Here is a 17,812-nt window from a genome sequence, read left to right as displayed (position 1 = left end):
GCTGGCGGTCGTCGCTGCCGGTGGTGCGCCACTGACTTGTCGCAGCGAGCCAAGCCGGTCGCTCGCAACTAACCAGCCCAGTGAACTTCCGATAGCGATTGAAAGGATCAGGAAGGACTTTGATCTCATGCGGCACGCGTCACTTTCATCACGCGGTCGCGGCTTGTTCTGCTGAGCGCGACACGAAGAGCAGGTTACTCGGACTTCAATCCGTTCAATTGTATCTGGCCCGATAATCTTTGCCAGCTACCCGTTTGAACCGTTGGAATAGCAACCACCGTATAGGGTTGCAGCATCTCCGAGAAAAACACCCTACCCCAAGGCGATTCGGTCTGAACTCGGTCCGAAAACCGAAAATGTCCGGGAATTAACGCAAAAAAACCCTCCGACCGATTGATCGAAGGGCTTCTCGTTTTTGTTGAGTCGGGGCGAGAGGATTCGAACCTCCGACCCCCTGCTCCCAAAGCAGGTGCGCTAGCCAGGCTGCGCTACGCCCCGAGGTCGATCGGCGCCTTCCTACCGCGGCGGAAAGCCCGAGCCAACAATACTACCGCATCGCGGCTTGCGATTCAATTGGGGTGAGTGTATAAATGTATACTTACTGTCTCGTCGCTAATTTTTGTCACTGTTCCAGTCGCTGATTCGATCATTTTCTGGCTGGGGATATAATGACGTTATGACCACTCAACAGCTAAAAGCCTTGCATCAAGCTAGGCCGTTTCGCCCGTTCCTAGTTCATTTGGCGGACGGCACGTCGATTCCTGTCAAACACCCGGAATTGATGCTGGTGACGCAAGGTGGACGGACAGCCTTTGTCAATACGGAAGGGGATGAGACTTCCATCTTCGATTTACTGTTGGTCACGAAGCTCACCTATCACGACGAAGAAATGAAGCGTCCACGACGTCGATAGCATCGCATCGGTCCGCAGTCGCAGTGATTCCGTTACCCCGCCTGCCGCTGCGTCCCCTCGCCGCCGCGCAGCTGCGCGAACAGCCGCTCGAACTCTTCGTGCCCGCCGAAGTGAATGACGATCCGGCCGCGACCTCGGGCGTTGGAGATGATGTCCACTTTGGCGCCGAGCGCGCTGCGTAGCTCCTGTTCTAACGACGCCCGATGCGGCGTTCGGGTTCGCGTGCGTTTCGCCGCGGCGGTCGCTTTGGGAGATGCCGTCGCGTCTCCTTCGTTCGCCTCATGGATCGCCGTATTCACCAGGCTTTCGACGCTGCGCACGCTCAGTTGTTCGGCCTGAATGCGACGGCAGAAGTTGATTTGCTCGCGCTCTTCCAGTGGCAAGAGCGCCCGCGCGTGGCCGGGCGTGACCTCGCCGCGGCGCACGGCTTGTTGCACCTCGTCAGGAAGTTCGAGCAAGCGAATCAGGTTCGCCACAGTCGAGCGATCGAGCTGCAAGCGGCCGGCCAGGTCTTCCTGCGTGCAGCCGAACTTTTTCAGATAGCTCTGAAACGACGCCGCCTTTTCGATGGCGTTGAGATCTTTGCGCTGCAAGTTCTCGACGATCGCCAGCTCTGCCAGGCGCCGGTCGTCGAGTTCCAGGAGATGCACCGGGACGTCGGACAATCCGGCCTTGATCGACGCGCGCAAGCGGCGATCGCCGGCCACGAGTTGATAACGCTCACCAAGTCGGCGCACGACGATGGGCTGAATCAGCCCATGCTCGCGAATACTCTCGGCCAGCGAGTCAATCTCGGCCTGGTCGAAATCCTGCCGGGGTTGGTAGGGATTCGGGTCGATCTCGAACACGCTGACCCGCGCGGATTCCAGCGGCGCCGTGGCGATTTGCATGTCGCCTCCGTCCTCGTTGGGCAGCGCCAGCAGAGCTTCCAGGCCGCGTCCCAGTCGTCGTTCCTTGGCCATATCGCAATCCCTCCTTGAGTTCAGTTTTGCTCGAGCAACTCTCGACATAGTTCCGCGTAGGCGCGTGCCCCTCGCGAGCGGGGGGCGTGGTCGAGGACCGACTTCCCGTGGCTCGGGGCCTCGCAGACCCACGGATCCCGCGGAATTACCGTTTCGAACACGATTTCCCCGAAAAACTCCCGAACCTCTTCATCCACTTCACGCGTCAGTTCCAGCGTGTGATCGTACATGGTGAGGATAATGCCGCCAAAGGCCAGCCGATTGGGGTAGGCCTGGATGACGTCGCGGACCACCTGGATCATCTGCGCGAGCCCCTCCATGGCGTAGTACTCGCATTGGATCGGCATAATCACCTCAGTCGAGGCCGCCAAGGCCGTCCGCGTCAGCTTCCCCAGCGACGGCGGACAGTCCAGCAGGACATAGTCGTAGCCCGCGGCGCCGTTCACCAATTGTTGGCGTAGCTGCGTGGCGTGGGCCGGGTCGCCATGGGCCAGGGCCTCGATATCCTCGAAGTTCCGGCAGCCGGCGAGCAACTCAAGGCCAGGAGTTGCGGTCGGGACGATGGCCTCGACCAGCGGCGTATTGCGGACGAGGGGGTGGCGATTGAGCGGCTTGGCGCCCAATCCGCTCGTGGCGTTGCACTGCGGATCGAGATCAACCAGCAGTGTGTGCGCGCCGCTCTTGGCCAGGCCGACGGCCAGGTTAATGGCGGTCGTCGTCTTCCCGACGCCGCCTTTCTGATTCGCCACGCACAACACCCGCGCCACCTGGGGCACTCCCTTGCCCGGGATTGATTCGACGGCGGCAATTCTAAGTCAGCCGCCAAACCCGCGGAATGTCAGATTGGGCGTGCAGCGGGACGTTTCACGTGGAACCGCGAAAAACGCGAAATGGCGCGAAAGGGAGGATGGCAAGGATTTGTCCACGGAATACGCGGAAGGACACGGAAAGGGGACCGACGAACGGACGGCAGACGCGAACTCGCACAGCGCCCTGACGACAGAATTCAGTGTTCGGGAAACCTGCCCGAATTCCTTTTCCGCGTAATTCCGTGTGTACCGTGGACTTCTCTTCCGTCCTCCTTTTCGCGCCCTTTCGCGTTTTTCGCGGTTCCACGTGAAACGCGACGCTATTCCAGCGGGTTGATGACCAGGCCGCTGAGGAGTTTCGGGTAGAAGTACGTGCTTTTGGCGGGCATGCGTTCGGCGTGTTCGCTGATGGTTCGGACGTGGTCGACTGTCGCGGGCATGACCAGGGCGGCGAGGGGGAACTCACCGGATTCAAGGCTGGAGACGACTTCGTCGACCAGATGGACGTAGTGCGGCTTCGGCAGATCCTTCCCGTCCAGCAGGTTTTCGATCAGCAGCCGGTGCAGGATAGCGACGCCCAGGCCTTGCCAGTCCTCGCTGTGGTCAGCGGCGATTTCGGCCATTTTGGCCTCGCCGGCCGGCGTGATCTTCGCCACGACCCAGCGCTCGTCTTGTTGGGTGAACAGGCCGATCGTTCCCTGTTCGCCTTCGCTTTCGATGGAATCCCAAACACTTTGGGCCAGGTCGCACCCTTCGCCGGCCACACGGCAGGCGAAGGCGTCGCCGAGCTTGGCGATCAGGTCCGCCGACGACATGCTCGGCAAACCGCGGAACAGCCGGTGCGTCGGCAGCACGATCATGCCAGGGTCGCTCATCCCGACGCACATCATCAACACGAAGTTCGCGGGGTGATTCGACGGCAGCTCGCCGCCGGCGCTCAGCTCTTCGCGGTAGTTGCAGGCGGTCTCATAGCGGTGGTGGCCGTCGGCGATGAAGGTCGGCTTCGGGCCGACAGCCGCATTCAAAGCGGTGATGACCTTCTCGTCGTAGACCGGCCAAAGATGGTGTTCGACGCCCAAGTGGTCGGTCGCCGAAAGCGGCGCCTTGCCGACGATCGCTTGTTCGAGCAGGTTTTGAGCTTCGCTTTCCGAGTCGGGGTACAGGCCGAAGATCTGGCTCAGGTTCGCCTTGCAGGCCCGGGTCAGCAGCAGCCGGTCCAGCTTAGGGCCGGACATGGTTTCCTCGTGCGGGAAGATGTTCCCCTGTCCGAAACGCTGGAGCCGGATGCGGGCCATGAAGCCGCGACGGGTGAAGGTCTGCCCGCCGTAATCGAACTTCTGGTGATAGACATAGACGGCCGGATCGGACTCGGTGAACAGCACCCCTTCGCCACGCCAGTTCTTTAGAAACCGGGCAGCGCGGCTGTAACGATTTTGCGAGTCGTTATCGCCCGGCTCCTCGCGATTGAGGATCAGCCGGATCACATTGGCCGGATGCTGCTTGTACAACCGGTCCTGCAGCGCGGCGTCGATCACATCATAGGGGGGCGCGATCACATCGCTCAACGAGCCGACATGCCCTAAGTCGTAACGCACCCCCCGAAAGGCCTGAATCTCCGGCATATTCTCTCGCCTGCTTTCACGGTCCTGGAATTCGCAAATGAAGTGCCGTTATCGGACAAGCGAATTCAGTTGTCAAACGGCGCAGGGCGGCGAGGGCTGGAAGATGGCCAGCGACAGTCGAACCTGCTCTCCTGTCACTTTCGCGTTTTCGCCATTTCGCGCTTTCGCGATTCGCCAGCAACAAATCACTGGGGATCGCGAAAACGCGAAATGGCGAAAACGCGACAACATTCGGACGAAATAGGCACTGATACGTCACGAACTTCCAGTCGTGCATTTACAAAGGCACGCCAGCAAGCAGAGTATTCGTGATGAACGCAAAGCCGACCAAAGTCTGGACTGCCTATGAGGACGCAGCCTTCTTGATGGTTGGCGTTCTGTGCCAATCGTGCAAAACCGCGATTCGCGATGATCAACGTCCGACGCCGCTCTCCGTCCAATATCCAACAGAGGGATGGGCCGAAGCTCTCGGCAAGGCGTTGCGCGACGAGGGGTGGCTTATTGCGTACCGGCGTGGCGCAATGTTCGATATCAACACGACTTGTCCGGCGTGCGTTCATCAAGCGGCCACGGCGATCAGGCTTCCGCTTTACCGGCGCACGATAATCTGCCTGAAAGAAATGCGGCCTTGGCGCCATGCCTGGGTCCGCGTGGCGGCCTATCTCCTGCTCGCCTGCGTACTGCCAACTATCCCAGTCGGGCTCAATTTCGAATTGCTGCTTTGCAAAGTCATTGCCGTCGGAGCGGCGATCGGGGCAGCCATCGGCACGATTTGGAACCAGGCGTTTTACGCGGGCCTCGTCGGCGCGATGGCGGCCGTGCTCCTGATCCGCCTGCTACTCGCGGTTTTCCAGTGAGGGATTTCAACCGGTTGTGGCACGATCTCCCGACTGTGCCACGGTGCGTTCGCCGAATCTGGAGACCTTCGGTCGGCCCAGCGGCACGGTCGGGAGACCGTGCCACAACATGGAGTCCGGCCTACCGCTTGTGCCGGCCAATGCCATTAAAGGTACTGGATCTGGCCCTCCATTTCCGCGGGCTCCAGGCAGTCGTGTAGGAGGCAGACGAAGCTGACGAGTTCAGCTACGGTGTGGCGACCGGGCTTGTAGTAGGCAATGCCGGCGTGCTTAGTGCCGGTGTGATGAAGTTTCAGAAAATCGTCGTCCTGTGTGATGACGACGCGTCCCTCGCGAGGAGCAAACGCCAGGTGCTCTTTATCATTGGCTTCGAGCAATCCGACTTCGACCGGAACGGTGATATCGAAGCCCCGCCGCCGTAGGGCTCTACCTAAGCGCCCATCGGCCGACTCAACAAGGTGAAAGCGAATCACGCCGAGTTTCCTTACTCGCGAGTTTGGTCGCCAGCGGACCCGGCCCTGTCAACTTGCGAAACTCGTCAGCAAGGTCCTCTTCCTCTCGAAATTGACGCACGATTTCGTCGCGATGGGCAAAGCAGTATGCCAGCGCCGCATGGACTTGGGTCAAAGAGAGGTGGGGCAACGCCTCGACGATTTGGTCGGCGGTTTGCCCCTGGAGCTCGGCCAGGGCGTAAATGTCGAGCACCCGGACGCGCGTCGCGGCCAGAAAACTTCGCGACTGGCCACTGCGATTGGTGCGCTGCTCGATCATGGCTTCTAAGGGCGCCGTGCTCATGCTTCCATTCTACCACAATCCGCGGTGAAAGCCCGTAGGTTCCATCGCGCCCACCAGTCGCGAACAGCCCGCCAACTCGCTATAAAGACGGGTTAGGCACACTAGGCCCGGCGGCGGGTTTCATTGCGACGAGAACACCATGTCTATCACCGCGGAAGCGTTGCGCGAGTTGCATCGCATTCATACCCAGCTGGGCGACCTGCGCGAGCGGCTCGTGCGATTCCCCAAGCAGTTGCTAGCCCGGGAAGGGGCGGTGAAGCGGTTCGAGGAAACGCTCGTCAAGGCGCAGGCCGATTCGAAGGCGACCCGTGTGGCGGCCGATCAGAAGCAGTTGTCGCTCAAATCGGGCGAGGCCAAGATCGGCGAATTGCAGGTCAAGCTCAACGGTTGCAAGACGAATCGCGAATACCAGGCGCTGAAGGACCAGATCGCGGCCGATGAAATGGCCAACAGCGTGCTGGCCGATGAGATCATCGAGGGACTCGACAAGATCGAGGAAATGCAAAAGCTCGTCGTCGAGGCGCAGCAACACGTCACGCAGGCGAAAGAAGAACTGATCAAGACGCGGCTCGTGGTGGAGAACCAACAAACGTCGGTCCAGGCGGACGTCGTGCGGCTCGAGGCGGAGCTCGCCGCGGCGGAATCCAAATTGCCCGACGATTTCCGCGTGGCCTATCAACGCGTCGCTAACGTCAAAGGCTCCGATGCCATGGCCACGGTCGACGGCGAAACCTGCAGTGGCTGCAATCAACACATCACGCCGCAACGCATCAACGAACTGCGACTGCTGCGCGTCGTCGTCTGCACCTCCTGCGGCCGGCTACTGTACTTGCCGGAAGACACGAGGGTGGGGGGGAAGTGATGAGTGATGAGTGATGAGTGATGAGTGATGAGTGATGAGTGATGAGACTGACGTCACTCATCAAACTTCACTTCCTAAATCACCCGCCGCGGTTGCTCCTCAACCAATTCATACCGGCGGATCTTCCGATCGAGCGTGGAGCGTTCGATGCCCAGGATGTTCGACGTTTGGCTCTTGTTCCAATTGGTGGCGTTGAGCGTGGCCAGGATGTGGCGCCGTTCCATGTCCGCCAACGATAGCGGTTCGAAGCTCGTCGGCATCGCCAACGGTTGATCGTTCGTGTCGCCGGCGGTGGACAGCTTTGACAGCATCAGGTTGTCGATGTCGATCGATTGACCCTGGGACAGCACCACCGCCCGTTCGACGACGTTCTTCAACTCGCGCACGTTGCCGGGCCAGCGATATTCCATCATCTGGTCCATCGCCCGGGGCGTGAATCCGAGCAGCTTGCGGCCCGTTTCGGCGTTGAACTTCTGCAGGAAGAAGTAGGCCAATTCCGGGATGTCCTCGGGGCGCTTGCGCAACGCCGGAACGAAGACTTCCAGTACGCGGAGGCGGAAAAACAAGTCGCGGCGAAAACGGCCATCGCCGACGTCGTTTTCCAAGTCGCGATTCGTGGCCGCGATGACGCGGACGTCCACCTTCACCGGCTCGCTGCCGCCGACGCGCTCGAAGGGATGCCCTTCCAGCACGCGGAGGAACTTGGCCTGCGTCTGGGGACTCATCTCGCCGACTTCGTCGAGCATGATGGTCCCCTGGTGCGCGGCCTCGAACTTGCCGATCTTGCGCTCCGTGGCGCCCGTGAACGCGCCGCGTTCGTGGCCGAACAGCTCGCTTTCCAGCAAGCTTTCGCTCAGTGCCGCGCAGTTCACGCAGACGAATACGCCCTTCTTGCGCGGGCTGGAGAAATGTACCGCGCGGGCGACCAGCTCTTTGCCGACGCCGCTTTCGCCCCGGATCAGCACCGTGGCCTTGGTGGGTGCGGCGCGGGCGATTTCTTCGTTAATGCGACACATCAACACGCTGCGCCCGATGATTTCGCTTTGCACGCCAAGCCGTTCGCGAAGCTGGACGTTCTCGTCGCGAATCTGATTGAGATTCTCCGCGAGCTCCTGGCGGCGGCTCAGGTTGTGCAGCGCGACGGCCACCGTTTCCGCCACGGCCAGCGTGAATTCCAGGTCGTCGGGATCGGGAACCTTTTTGGCGTCGGTGGAATACAGGTGGATCAGCCCCAGCACTTTCTTGCCGCGGCGAATCGGCGCGCAGATCACGCTCGTGGCGTGGATTTCGCCTTTGCTGTCGCGGCTCGCAATGTTGCTGTCGCCCATCACGTTGCGAGCCAGGACCGCTTCGCCTTCGCGGATCACCGTGTTGGCCAGGAACTTCGAAATGCGGTAGTACGGCCGCTCGGTTTGCGATCGCGAGGCGACTAATTCGAGGTCTCCTTCGGCGATTTCTCCTTCAAAGCTGCGCCGCAACAGCATCACCGCGCCGGTATCGACCTGCGTGCTTTCGAATAAGCCCGAGAGCGCCTCGTTCGCTAACGAGACGGAGTCCGGGCATTTGGCGAGCTCGAACGCCAATCGGCAAAGCTTGGCCGCCGCCTTGCCGACGCGGGAAGCGCCTTCGTCGTTTTCGACCGGCTCCAGAAACCGCGTGCGCTCGCGGCGATGAGTGATCGTGTGCGGCTCATGTGCGGAGAGCACGCTGGCGTTGTCTTGATGACCGACGGTTTCCAGCGTCGCTTGGGCGTCGGCGGCCTTGGGGTCCCGCATACGGAACACGCCCGACGGGTCCTTGAAGGCCTGGCCCAGATCGTTGACAAACGCGATTTGCGTGCGGCCGATCCGCACGATATCGCCTGGCTTGAGGATGCGGTCGCCGCGAATGACTTCCTCGCCGACGGACGTGCCATTGCGGCTATCCAGGTCGCGGAGGATCCAGTTGTCCTCGGATTGGAAGACCTCGGCGTGGCAGCGGCTGCAGCGTTCGTCCTTGAGGATGATCTGATTCGTCGGCGCGCGCCCCAACGTCACCGTCTGCCCCGGGATCAACCGGAACACGTCGGTCCACTTGGACCCTTCGCGAATGACCAGATACACCAGCATATTGATTCAGCGGGCAGCGAACAACAAACACGCGGCGACGCGACGCGCAGAGGTGCGGAACGCGCCGCCCGGAGCCGGAAGACAAGCCTACAAGTGCTACGAATCGACAGTCAACTTCAATTATCCGTGACCGAGGGGGCGTTCGCAAGTGGATTCAGGAACAGCACTTCGGTTCGATCCGGTCGTAGCGAGGGAATCCGCCAGAAAAGCCCAGGGAAGGCCGCAATCGACGCCGCTATTTGCGAAAAAGCAGTGGAGGCCTTCCCTGGGTGGCGGAGCGAGTGCTGTCCACCCAGGGAAGGCCTCCGTTGATTTGTGCCGACGGATAGGCTGTTTTGGGCCTTCCCTGGGCTTTCGTTTTTGTTGCAAGTCCGCGAGGTCCTGACTAGGATAAAGTTTCACCGCAAAACCATTTAGCGCGCCGGGAACGAACCATTCCAGGGCCGCGTCCAAGTTCACGGGCTGGCGTTGCATCCAACGGAAAGAGGAGATTGGCCCATCATGACCGCCTATTTCGGTCGTTCGATTCGATTTGTAGCAGCGCTCACACTGTTGATGCTGTGGGCGCAAGACGCCGGCGCACAAGGTGGCGGTGGCGGCAACAATAACGGCGGCGGCATTGGCATCGTCAGCACCGGCGCTGTCGGTGGCGTGTCGATCGACGTCAACGGCGTGCTCAACAACGCCGAAGTTGATCAACTCACCGGCTTGCACGATGCTCGCGAAAAGGCGATGCAAGGCGTGTCAGACGACATGAAGCCGTTCAGCAAGCTGCGCAAGGTGTCGTTGCGAGGATTGCAAGCAGCGATTGCGGCTCAGCGCACCAAATCGCCGGACGCGCCGCTGTCGGATGACTTGCAACTGCTGGCCGGTTTACAACGCATTCAGTACGTATTTGTCTATCCGGACCAACAAGACATCGTGATCGCCGGTCCGGCCGAAGGTTGGAAGATCGACGACGCCGGCTACATCGTCGGTGAAACGACGGGCAAGGCCGTGATGCGGTTGGAAGACTTCGCCGTGGCGATGCGCACCGGGCGTTCGGCAGCAAATGGCGGGCTGAGTTGCTCGATCGACCCGACCGCAGACGGAATGCGGAATCTGCAGCAATTTGTCGCAGGCATCTCGGCCGGCGCGGACATCAACGCATCGGTCGCCGGTATCGAAGAGAGTTTGGGCCCGCAAGTCGTGAGCGTGAACGGCATCGATCCGACGACCCCCTTCGCGCACATTTTGGTGGCCGCGGACTATCGCATGAAGCGGCTGGCGATGGGCTTTGAAGCGTCGCCTGTGCAGGGACTGCCGAACTACCTGCAAATGATCAAGGCCGGCAGCCGCGGCGTGCAAAACATGACGCCGCGCTGGTGGCTGGCGCCAAACTACGATCCGCTCTTGAAGGACAACGACGGCCTGGCGTGGGAACTGCGCGGCGCCGGCGTGAAGGCCATGACCGAGGACGATTTCTTCGCCGCCGACGGCTCGCGCACGCACACCGGCAAGGCCAGCGCCATGGCGCAAAAGTGGTCGGACAATATGACCAAAGCCTACGACAAACTTTCGGTCGCCGATCCCATCTTCGCCGAACTGCGGAACGTGATGGACATGGCCGTGGCCGCCGCGTTGATCTCCAAGGAGCAATTGGCCGAAAAATCGAACTGCTCGCTGGACGTGCTACTCGACACGAACGCCGTGCGAGTGCCGCAATTGAACGCCCCGAAGCAAGTGCCGACGCAAGCCAACTTCGTCAAAAAGGGCGGCAATTTCGTCATCAGCGCTTCGGGCGGAGTGCAGATCAATTCCTGGCTCATCGCCAACGAGAACAAGGTCAGCGAAGAAATGGCCCCAGCCCGCGATGACGCCGCCAAGGCCCGTCAAAACAACTGGTGGTGGGACTGATTTCAGCATTGAGCATATGATCCACCTGGCCGCGGGATGTTTCTCCCGCGGCCTTTTTATTGCGCAAAGCTGTCGGTCAGGCACCCCGCTCGAAGGCGAAATACCCTGCCCAACAATCGGCTGCGGCAACATCCCTAGTCGATGCCAGTAAATTGCCTGACGGGAAAACGCGTCGACCTGTCAGGCAATTTGCTGGCAGGGATTTGGGATGTAGATTGAAGTCAACCCGGCGCGACGTGTCTTGGCTTCGACGTGGATGCCTGACGTACGAGACGGGCCGCCAGATGAGTGCTCCGAAGTGCGTCTGTCAGCGAAGCATTTGTTCGTCGTAGTCGGGCGAACGCAGGTCGACAGCGCGGATGAGCGGAATGGCAACAGCCAGGGCAGGAAAGTAGCGGTCGATGTATTCTGCCACGGCGCATTGGGCGATCGTTTCGTGCGGCGGCAGCGAAGATTTTAACAGCACCAATTCATCTGCGTTGACGGCGCCGGACACCCAAGCGGCGATGCTGTCACTGGTGACGTTCCAGGAGTGCGGCAACGGTTGGCCGAACCGCGATTGTTCCGCGTCCGAGAGCGCTGGCCAGGCTTGTAACGCCAAAAGCCCTGGCAATAGCGTTCGATCACGCACCGCGTCGAGCCGCGTTAGACTGAGAGCGTCGGGCCACAGCGTCTCTGCCAATTGCGCGTTGAGCTGCATCGCCTGAATCGCGAGCCGGTGCGCCGCGTCATTGCCCAGGCCATGAACGCGATCCGCATCGCGTATCCAATCCGCCGCGTGGCCGCCGCCGACGACCAACACGTCGACGGCCGTCGCTTGCTTCGCGCGCCAAGTGTGCAATGCATCGCGCAGGCCGGGCCAGTCGAGCAGGCTACCACCGAGCTTGATCACGCGCACATATTTCGACACGGGCGGCGCCTTCTACCAGTTCAATTCACGGGCCAAAATGGCCAGTGCAAACGCCGGCGCAACGCGCGACGCCGCGGGGCCGAGTTGTTCGTGGAGTGACACGACCGAGGCGTCGCTACGCAGTTTTTGCACCACGGCGCGGGCCAGGAATTCCCCTTGCCCGGAAATCACGATCGCTTTCGGCGGCGAGCCCAGGCGACGGATCAATCCGTGCAGCGCGACGCCGATCTTCGCTTGCTGCGCGATGGCGATGGCTTTCGCGGCCGCGAGCGCATCGTCGTCGTCGAACAGCGTGCGATCCGAGCAGATGCTGCGTGCCAGCCGATCGCGCGCGAATGTCTTGGTCGCAGGGCGGCCGTCAGCCGTGGCGATACATTCAGAGTCTTCCGGCAAGTCGCCCAGAATTCGATACGCGTCACCGGCCGTAGCGAAGAACTCCTGCGCGGTCGGGCATTGCCCGCCACGATAGGGAACTGCGCCGGCGATCGCGCAAACCGGGCTGCGTTCGACGCCGGTATACACCAGTTCGCCGCACATCATTCGTTCCGAATCGGTCCAACCGCTCGGACAGGGAATGCCGTCCCGTAGCGGCACGACGTCGGTGGTCGTGGAACCGATATCGATCAGCAGCCCCGCGCCCTGGGCCGCATAGCGACCGGCAAACCGCGCCAAAACGTGCCAATTCGAGGCCGCTGCAGCCAGCGGTTTGTCGCAAGCCTCCTCGGTGGAAACAATCGTCCCGTCGGTGCGATAGATTTGCAGCGTTGGTTCCGGAAATGCTTGCTCCAACGCCGCGCAAATGTGCGCCACGCCTTCCGCCTTCGTGGAAAAACAATCGGCGAGCTCGCCCGTCATGGTCGCGAACACGCGGCCCACAGCCGGCGCGGCGGCGGTCAATTCCGTCAGCGCCGCCGTCAGGTCTTGGGGGCGTTTCCAAAGCTCAAACGGCATGGAGCGTGAATACTGCGCACCATCGGACGCCTTCAACGCTGCGCCTCCGACATCGATGCCTAGAACGGTCATTGGCAAGCCTTTGCTAAGTACTGCACCTCGCCATCCGGCGAAAACCGAATCGCGGAATCGTCGAATTCCAACTGCGGCGCGCGGCCTTGAGCGACGTCGAGCATCGCTCGGATGAGATTTCCACGACAAATTGCACGCAACCCAACGTAGGAAGTCGTGATCCGCGGATTGACTTCAATCACGAAATCCTCGCCGCCTTCCGGATCGCCGCCGAGGACCAGGTCGATGCCAATGTAGCCGACGACATCGTCGAGGGCAGCAACGGCCGCGAGCGCCAGTCGATGGGCGCGCACTTGCAGCGGTGGGGGTAACGGAGCGCCGCCGCCGAGATATTGGAATTGTCCGTCCGAAGAAATCAGTTGCACGCAGCCAGGCAGTGAAAATGGTTCCCCCTTGCCACACAGGACCGCGATACTGGCGGCCAGGCCGGGGCAATGCTCTTCGAGACGCCAGCTTGAAAAGGCAAATTGACTTCGCGCGTCAACCTGTTCCGGGTCCTCAATGAGTTCCACGCCGAGCGAGCCTGCGCCGTCGACGGGTTTCAGTACGCACGGATATCGGACATCGCGCGGCAACGGTTCGTCGCGCGCGATACGGCGTCCTTGCGGCGTTGGCGCCTGGTGTTGAATGAGGTGCTCCGCCATCCGGTGCTTATCGGCCGCGAGGGCAATCAAGTCAGCCGCAGGCCCAAGTAGCTTCCCGCCACAGGCGACGACGCGTCGAGCGAGTCGTTCCAGCTTCCCGTCGAACTCCGGCGCGATAAGCAGCGTCCAATCAGCCGAACTGGCGAGGCGATCAAATTCGCCGTCATGTCGAGCTGAGGATGCGATACTCGCAACACTCGCGCCGTGAATTTCAGTCGGTGGAAAACGCCGTTCGTTCACCGATAAGAGCGACACGCCGGGTAACAGCGCGATGTCTTCCTCGACGGCGCGGCGCATGGCCAGTCCCTCGTCCGCCAGGGATTTGGGAATGGCGTCGAACGGTTGATCCAGGAATCCGCCGCCCGTGACGAACTCGTAGAAGAAAACTCTCAATCCCGCCTCGTGTTGCGCAACTTGTTGGCCCACAGCAGGATACATCCAGGCGGCCAGCTTGGTAAGCCCGGGGCATTCGACGCGGCTTACGGCTTGAGATATGATGCTCGGCTTATGCAGACCGCCCACGGCTGGACGTTCACGGGTTCCGAACAGCGCAAGCAAAGCGGTGGTGCGCAGAGCATCGGACGTCGTCCAGAGATTGCGGCCGTCATGCTGAACTCCGCTTTCCACCGCCACATCCATGAACTCTGATTCCTCGTCCGTTCCGGGCGCCGCGAGCGCTGAAACCGGTACGGAGTCCGCTCCCCTTCCTGCAACTCACGACGGCCACGCGTCAAGCGGCGGCGCGCCGTCGACGGCGCCGCACGAAACGCATCAACACCATCAGACGTTCTGGCTCTGGGTGATGTGCCTGACGGGCGTCGACTATTTCAGCACGCTCGGCTATCAACCGTCGATCGCGTTCGAGGCCGCGGGCATTCTGGCGCCGTTGGCGACGATCGTGCTCGTGCTCGTCACGTTGTTCGGCGCGCTGCCGGTGTACTCGCACGTCGCAAAGTGTTCGCCGCACGGGCAAGGCTCCATCGCCATGCTGGAACGGCTCGTTCGCGGCTGGACGGGCAAGGTGATGGTGCTGGTGCTGCTCGGTTTTGCGGCCACGGATTTTGTCATTACGAAGACGCTCAGCGCCGCCGACGCCGCCGAGCACTTGTTGAAGAATCCTATGTGGCATCAGTTGCCCGAGTGGGTGCATGCTTATTCCGAAGATCATCAGCGCGTGTTCATAACGATGGGCCTGCTGGTGTTTCTCGGCGCAAGTTTCATGCGCGGGTTCCGTGAAGTGATCGGCATGGCCGTCGTGATTGTAGTCATCTATCTGACATTGAACGTGATCGTCATCACGAGCGGTTTGTATCAATTGGCGACGCATCCCGATTTGCTGTCGAACTGGTCGAACGACATCGCAGACGGAAGGTGGCACATTGAGGACCCGATCCTCGCTCCGGGCGGGTACTGGATACTGATCGCCTCAGCGCTGTTATATTTCCCGAAGTTGGCGCTCGGTTTGAGCGGTTTCGAAACCGGCGTGGCCGTGATGCCGCTCGTACAAGGCGAACCAGGCGATACGCACGCGGCGCCGACGGGCCGCATTCGCAACACGCGCAAGTTGCTGGTGTCGGCGGCCGTGATCATGTCCGTCGCGCTGATCGGGTCGTCATGGATCGTCGCCACGTTAATCGAGCCGGCGGAATTGCTGCCGGCCCCGGGCGGCGTCGGCGAAGGCGGAGAGGCCGCGAATCGCGCGCTAGCGTATCTCGCCCACGGCGGCGGCAAGGCCGGCATTGGGCCCATCAATCCACTCTTCGGCGAAGGCTTCGGCACGCTGTACGACGTGATGACCGTGGTGATTCTCTGGTTCGCCGGGGCGAGCGCCATGGCCGGATTGCTGAACCTGGTGCCACAATACCTGCCTCGCTACGGCATGGCGCCGGAGTGGGCCCGCGCGGTGCGGCCGCTCGTGTTTCTGTTCACGGCGATCAATCTGTTCGTGACTTGGGTCTTCGACGCGGACGTGATCGCCCAAGGCGGCGCCTACGCGACCGGCGTGCTCGTGCTGATGTCGAGCGCCGGCGTGGCGTCGGTGATCGATCGCTATCGCCATTCGGAGCGACAGGGCTGGGCGCGGCGCGTCCCGTGGGGCTTCCTGGTGATCACGATCATCTTCCTGTACACCACCGCGGCCAACATGCTGGAACGCCCGGACGGCATCAAAATCGCCAGTTGCTTTATCGGCGCGATCGTCGTGTCATCGTTCGTATCGCGCGTTTCACGCAGCACGGAATTGCGGTTCCGCGGCTTCGAGTACAAAGACGCCGAGACCAAGTTCCTCTGGGACAGTCTCAAGCATCTGGAGTTCCCCGTATTGGTGCCGCATCGGCCCGGCCGGCGCGAGCTCGATAACAAAGAAGAGAGCATTCGCGAGCGGCATCGCTTGCCGCCGGAAGTGCCGATCGTGTTTATCGAAGCGGAAGTCGGCGACACCAGTGAGTTCCTGCAAGTCCCGCTGATGGAAATTCGCCAAGAGGAAGGGCGGTTCGTGATCGGTATTACACGTTGTGCGTCGATCGCCCATGTGATTGCCGCCATCGCGCTGGAGCTTTCCAAGGTCGGCACGCCGCCGGAGATTCACTTCGGCTGGTCGGATGAAAGCCCGCTGGCCGCCAGCGCCAGCTTCTTTCTCTTCGGCGCGGGGAATGTACCTTGGATGGTGCGCGAATTACTCTGTCAGGAACAGCCCGACGGAAATCGACGGCCGCGAGTTATCGTGGGATAATTCAAACTCGACAACGCCTTCCATTGTGGAGTTCCTCGATGCTTACTTCGCTCCGCGCCTCTCGTATCTGGGTGACGGTCGGTCTGTTGTGCGCCGTTTCCTTGGCCGCCGCGCAAGATCAGCGCGGCCGTGACGTGCCGCCAAAGGACGGCGACGACGCAAAGCCGCGGCTCGCGGTGACCATCGAGGGGGACCTCGACGAGAAGCTAATTCCGGTCGCCGGCGAGCTTACGGCGCATTTCTTCGAATGCTATCCCAAGCTCCTGGAGCGGCTGGAAAACCCCGACAAGCGCGCACCGCGCGAAGTGCGCATCGTGTTCGAATCGCGGATGCGCGTCCCTGCGTACGCACGCGGCAACGAAGTGACCGTCAGCGCGCGTTGGCTGCACGAGCATCCGGACGATATCGGCATGTTGGCGCACGAGCTTACGCACATCGTGCAGGCCTATCCGAACGGCGAGCCCGGTTGGTTCACAGAAGGCTTAGCCGACTACACGCGGCTGCTTTACGGGCCCAAGGAACAGCCCAACTGGTCGCTGCCGGAGAAGCTCACCGCAGAGCAGAGCTATACGGACTCTTATCGCACGACCGCGAGGTTTTTTCAGTGGCTCGACGAAAAACACCCCGGCGTCCTCGATCAACTCCATCGCAAGATGCAGCGCGAGGAGTTCAAGGTCGAGGACTTCACCGAACTCACCGGCAAGTCAGTCGACGACTTGTGGAAAGAATGCGTCGCCGAGTTGAACGCGAAATAGTGGACTTAGTCTCCCCTAGCTTGCGCGTCGGGCCAGTTTCGTTTAGAAAATGCCCAGCTGATCGCGCGCGTCTTCCGTCATCCGGTCCGGCGTCCACGGCGGCAGCATCACGAGCTTGACCGCGACCTCGCCGACCCCTTCCATGCGTCCCAACACGTCTTTCGAATTCTGAATGATCTGCGGCCCCGCCGGGCAGGCCGGGCTGGTGAGCGTCATCTCGATTTCGACGTTGGTCTTTTCGTCGGCTTCGTTCAACGTCACGACATAGACCAAGCCCAGGTCGACCACGTTGACAAACAACTCCGGATCGACGACCTGCTTTAGGGACTCGCGAACGGATTCTTCCGAGATGGGCATGGTTTCACCAGGGGCAGTTACGAGGATTCACTACCGTGAGCACGGAGGGGGTGAGAATGACGAATTTCTAAATTCGATTGACGAAAGAAATCCGAATGTCGAATGTCTGAAGGCTTGGTACATCGCGCCGCTCAATTAGTCATTCGAGCTTCGACATTCATTCGTCATTCCCCTCTCCGTGTTCTCCGTGGTGAATCCTCTTATAGGTCGTTGATTCTCACAAACACTTCGCCGTTGTCCACCTTCACTTCGTGCGATCGCGTTGGATGCGTGGCTGGCATCGTCAATGCCGCGCCGGTGCGGATGTCGAATTTGGCCCCGTGCCGAGGGCAGGCGATGGTGTGATCGTCGATCGCGCCCTCGCTCAGCGGCCCGCCGTCGTGCGTGCAGACGTCGTCGAGCGCGAAGAACTCCCCGCCGACGTGCAATAGCACGATGAGTTGTTCGTCGACCTCGACCAATTCACGGCCGGGATCGGGAACGGAAGCGGCGGTGGCGACACGGACGAAAGAAGGCATAATCAAACTAGGACGTATTGGATTTCGGAGCGGAATCGAACATCGTCGGC

Annotated in this window: 17 protein-coding genes and 1 tRNA gene; 6 read left to right on the top strand and 12 right to left on the bottom strand. The window is 61.1% G+C overall.

Features of this window, described 5'->3' with window-relative positions; all coding sequences use genetic code 11:
- Positions 1 to 423: 423 nt before the first annotated feature.
- Positions 424 to 498: transfer RNA gene (locus SGJ19_21135), tRNA-Pro, on the bottom strand.
- Positions 499 to 676: 178 nt separating this feature from the next.
- Here SGJ19_21135 and SGJ19_21130 point away from each other — a divergent pair.
- Entirely contained in the window at positions 677 to 913 is a 237-nt protein-coding gene (locus SGJ19_21130) for a hypothetical protein (GenBank protein MDZ4782759.1), read from the top strand.
- Between the two features lie 32 nt (positions 914 to 945).
- Here the strand turns inward: SGJ19_21130 and SGJ19_21125 are convergent, their stop codons facing one another.
- From SGJ19_21125 to SGJ19_21115, 3 genes are all read right to left on the bottom strand, one after another.
- The gene (locus SGJ19_21125; GenBank protein ID MDZ4782758.1) at positions 946 to 1,875 is read right to left on the bottom strand and encodes a ParB/RepB/Spo0J family partition protein; all 930 of its coding nucleotides are present in this window, start codon (positions 1,873 to 1,875) and stop codon (positions 946 to 948) included.
- A 20-nt stretch (positions 1,876 to 1,895) separates the two neighbouring features.
- Entirely contained in the window at positions 1,896 to 2,642 is a 747-nt protein-coding gene (locus tag SGJ19_21120) for a ParA family protein (GenBank protein ID MDZ4782757.1), read from the bottom strand.
- A gap of 362 nt (positions 2,643 to 3,004) precedes the next feature.
- Positions 3,005 to 4,306, bottom strand: a complete 1,302-nt coding sequence (locus tag SGJ19_21115) for a DUF1015 domain-containing protein (GenBank protein ID MDZ4782756.1) — start codon at positions 4,304 to 4,306, stop codon at positions 3,005 to 3,007.
- A gap of 311 nt (positions 4,307 to 4,617) precedes the next feature.
- On the opposite strand from SGJ19_21115, the gene SGJ19_21110 reads away from it, so the two are divergent.
- Positions 4,618 to 5,163, top strand: a complete 546-nt coding sequence (locus SGJ19_21110; GenBank protein ID MDZ4782755.1) for a hypothetical protein — start codon at positions 4,618 to 4,620, stop codon at positions 5,161 to 5,163.
- 146 nt (positions 5,164 to 5,309) lie between these two features.
- Here SGJ19_21110 and SGJ19_21105 read toward each other — a convergent pair whose 3' ends face one another.
- Together SGJ19_21105 and SGJ19_21100 are read right to left on the bottom strand one after the other, a co-directional pair.
- Entirely contained in the window at positions 5,310 to 5,636 is a 327-nt protein-coding gene (locus SGJ19_21105) for a DUF5615 family PIN-like protein (protein ID MDZ4782754.1), read from the bottom strand.
- Entirely contained in the window at positions 5,614 to 5,958 is a 345-nt protein-coding gene (locus SGJ19_21100; GenBank protein ID MDZ4782753.1) for a DUF433 domain-containing protein, read from the bottom strand. The genes SGJ19_21105 and SGJ19_21100 overlap by 23 nt, the downstream gene beginning before the upstream one ends.
- A gap of 139 nt (positions 5,959 to 6,097) precedes the next feature.
- Here SGJ19_21100 and SGJ19_21095 point away from each other — a divergent pair, with 139 nt between their 5' ends.
- On the top strand, positions 6,098 to 6,820 hold the full coding sequence (locus tag SGJ19_21095) for a C4-type zinc ribbon domain-containing protein (GenBank protein ID MDZ4782752.1): 723 nt from the start codon (positions 6,098 to 6,100) through the stop codon (positions 6,818 to 6,820).
- 74 nt (positions 6,821 to 6,894) lie between these two features.
- Here SGJ19_21095 and SGJ19_21090 read toward each other — a convergent pair whose 3' ends face one another.
- On the bottom strand, positions 6,895 to 8,928 hold the full coding sequence (locus tag SGJ19_21090; GenBank protein ID MDZ4782751.1) for a sigma 54-interacting transcriptional regulator: 2,034 nt from the start codon (positions 8,926 to 8,928) through the stop codon (positions 6,895 to 6,897).
- A 501-nt stretch (positions 8,929 to 9,429) separates the two neighbouring features.
- On the opposite strand from SGJ19_21090, the gene SGJ19_21085 reads away from it, so the two are divergent.
- Positions 9,430 to 10,824, top strand: a complete 1,395-nt coding sequence (locus tag SGJ19_21085; protein MDZ4782750.1) for a DUF1598 domain-containing protein — start codon at positions 9,430 to 9,432, stop codon at positions 10,822 to 10,824.
- 307 nt (positions 10,825 to 11,131) lie between these two features.
- On the opposite strand, the gene SGJ19_21080 is transcribed toward SGJ19_21085, so the two are convergent.
- From SGJ19_21080 to SGJ19_21070, 3 genes are read right to left on the bottom strand one after another with little or no spacing between them, the layout of a single operon-like run.
- The gene (locus SGJ19_21080; GenBank protein ID MDZ4782749.1) at positions 11,132 to 11,734 is read right to left on the bottom strand and encodes a hypothetical protein; all 603 of its coding nucleotides are present in this window, start codon (positions 11,732 to 11,734) and stop codon (positions 11,132 to 11,134) included.
- Between the two features lie 12 nt (positions 11,735 to 11,746).
- Complete coding sequence (locus tag SGJ19_21075; protein ID MDZ4782748.1) at positions 11,747 to 12,757, bottom strand: hydantoinase/oxoprolinase family protein; 1,011 nt, start codon at positions 12,755 to 12,757, stop codon at positions 11,747 to 11,749.
- The gene (locus tag SGJ19_21070; protein MDZ4782747.1) at positions 12,754 to 14,040 is read right to left on the bottom strand and encodes an ATP-grasp domain-containing protein; all 1,287 of its coding nucleotides are present in this window, start codon (positions 14,038 to 14,040) and stop codon (positions 12,754 to 12,756) included. The genes SGJ19_21075 and SGJ19_21070 overlap by 4 nt, the downstream gene beginning before the upstream one ends.
- Between SGJ19_21070 and SGJ19_21065 the strand changes: the two genes are divergently transcribed.
- Both SGJ19_21065 and SGJ19_21060 read left to right on the top strand, forming a co-directional pair.
- Entirely contained in the window at positions 14,039 to 16,132 is a 2,094-nt protein-coding gene (locus SGJ19_21065; protein ID MDZ4782746.1) for an amino acid transporter, read from the top strand. The two genes, SGJ19_21070 and SGJ19_21065, sit on opposite strands and share 2 nt — an antisense overlap.
- A gap of 38 nt (positions 16,133 to 16,170) precedes the next feature.
- Positions 16,171 to 16,887, top strand: a complete 717-nt coding sequence (locus tag SGJ19_21060) for a basic secretory protein-like protein (protein ID MDZ4782745.1) — start codon at positions 16,171 to 16,173, stop codon at positions 16,885 to 16,887.
- Between the two features lie 42 nt (positions 16,888 to 16,929).
- Here SGJ19_21060 and SGJ19_21055 read toward each other — a convergent pair whose 3' ends face one another.
- Both SGJ19_21055 and SGJ19_21050 read right to left on the bottom strand, forming a co-directional pair.
- Positions 16,930 to 17,244 (bottom strand): metal-sulfur cluster assembly factor, encoded by a 315-nt coding sequence (locus tag SGJ19_21055; protein MDZ4782744.1) that lies wholly within the window; start codon positions 17,242 to 17,244, stop codon positions 16,930 to 16,932.
- A 200-nt stretch (positions 17,245 to 17,444) separates the two neighbouring features.
- Positions 17,445 to 17,762 carry a non-heme iron oxygenase ferredoxin subunit gene (locus SGJ19_21050; protein MDZ4782743.1) on the bottom strand — a complete coding sequence of 106 codons (318 nt, stop codon included), beginning with the start codon at positions 17,760 to 17,762 and terminating at the stop codon, positions 17,445 to 17,447.
- Positions 17,763 to 17,812: the final 50 nt, after the last annotated feature.

It is taken from the genome of Planctomycetia bacterium (assembly GCA_034440135.1).
In the GTDB taxonomy this organism is placed as follows: domain Bacteria; phylum Planctomycetota; class Planctomycetia; order Pirellulales; family JALHLM01; genus JALHLM01.
Note: the sequence above shows the minus strand (reverse complement) of the source record. Positions and strands in the feature narration are given on the sequence as shown.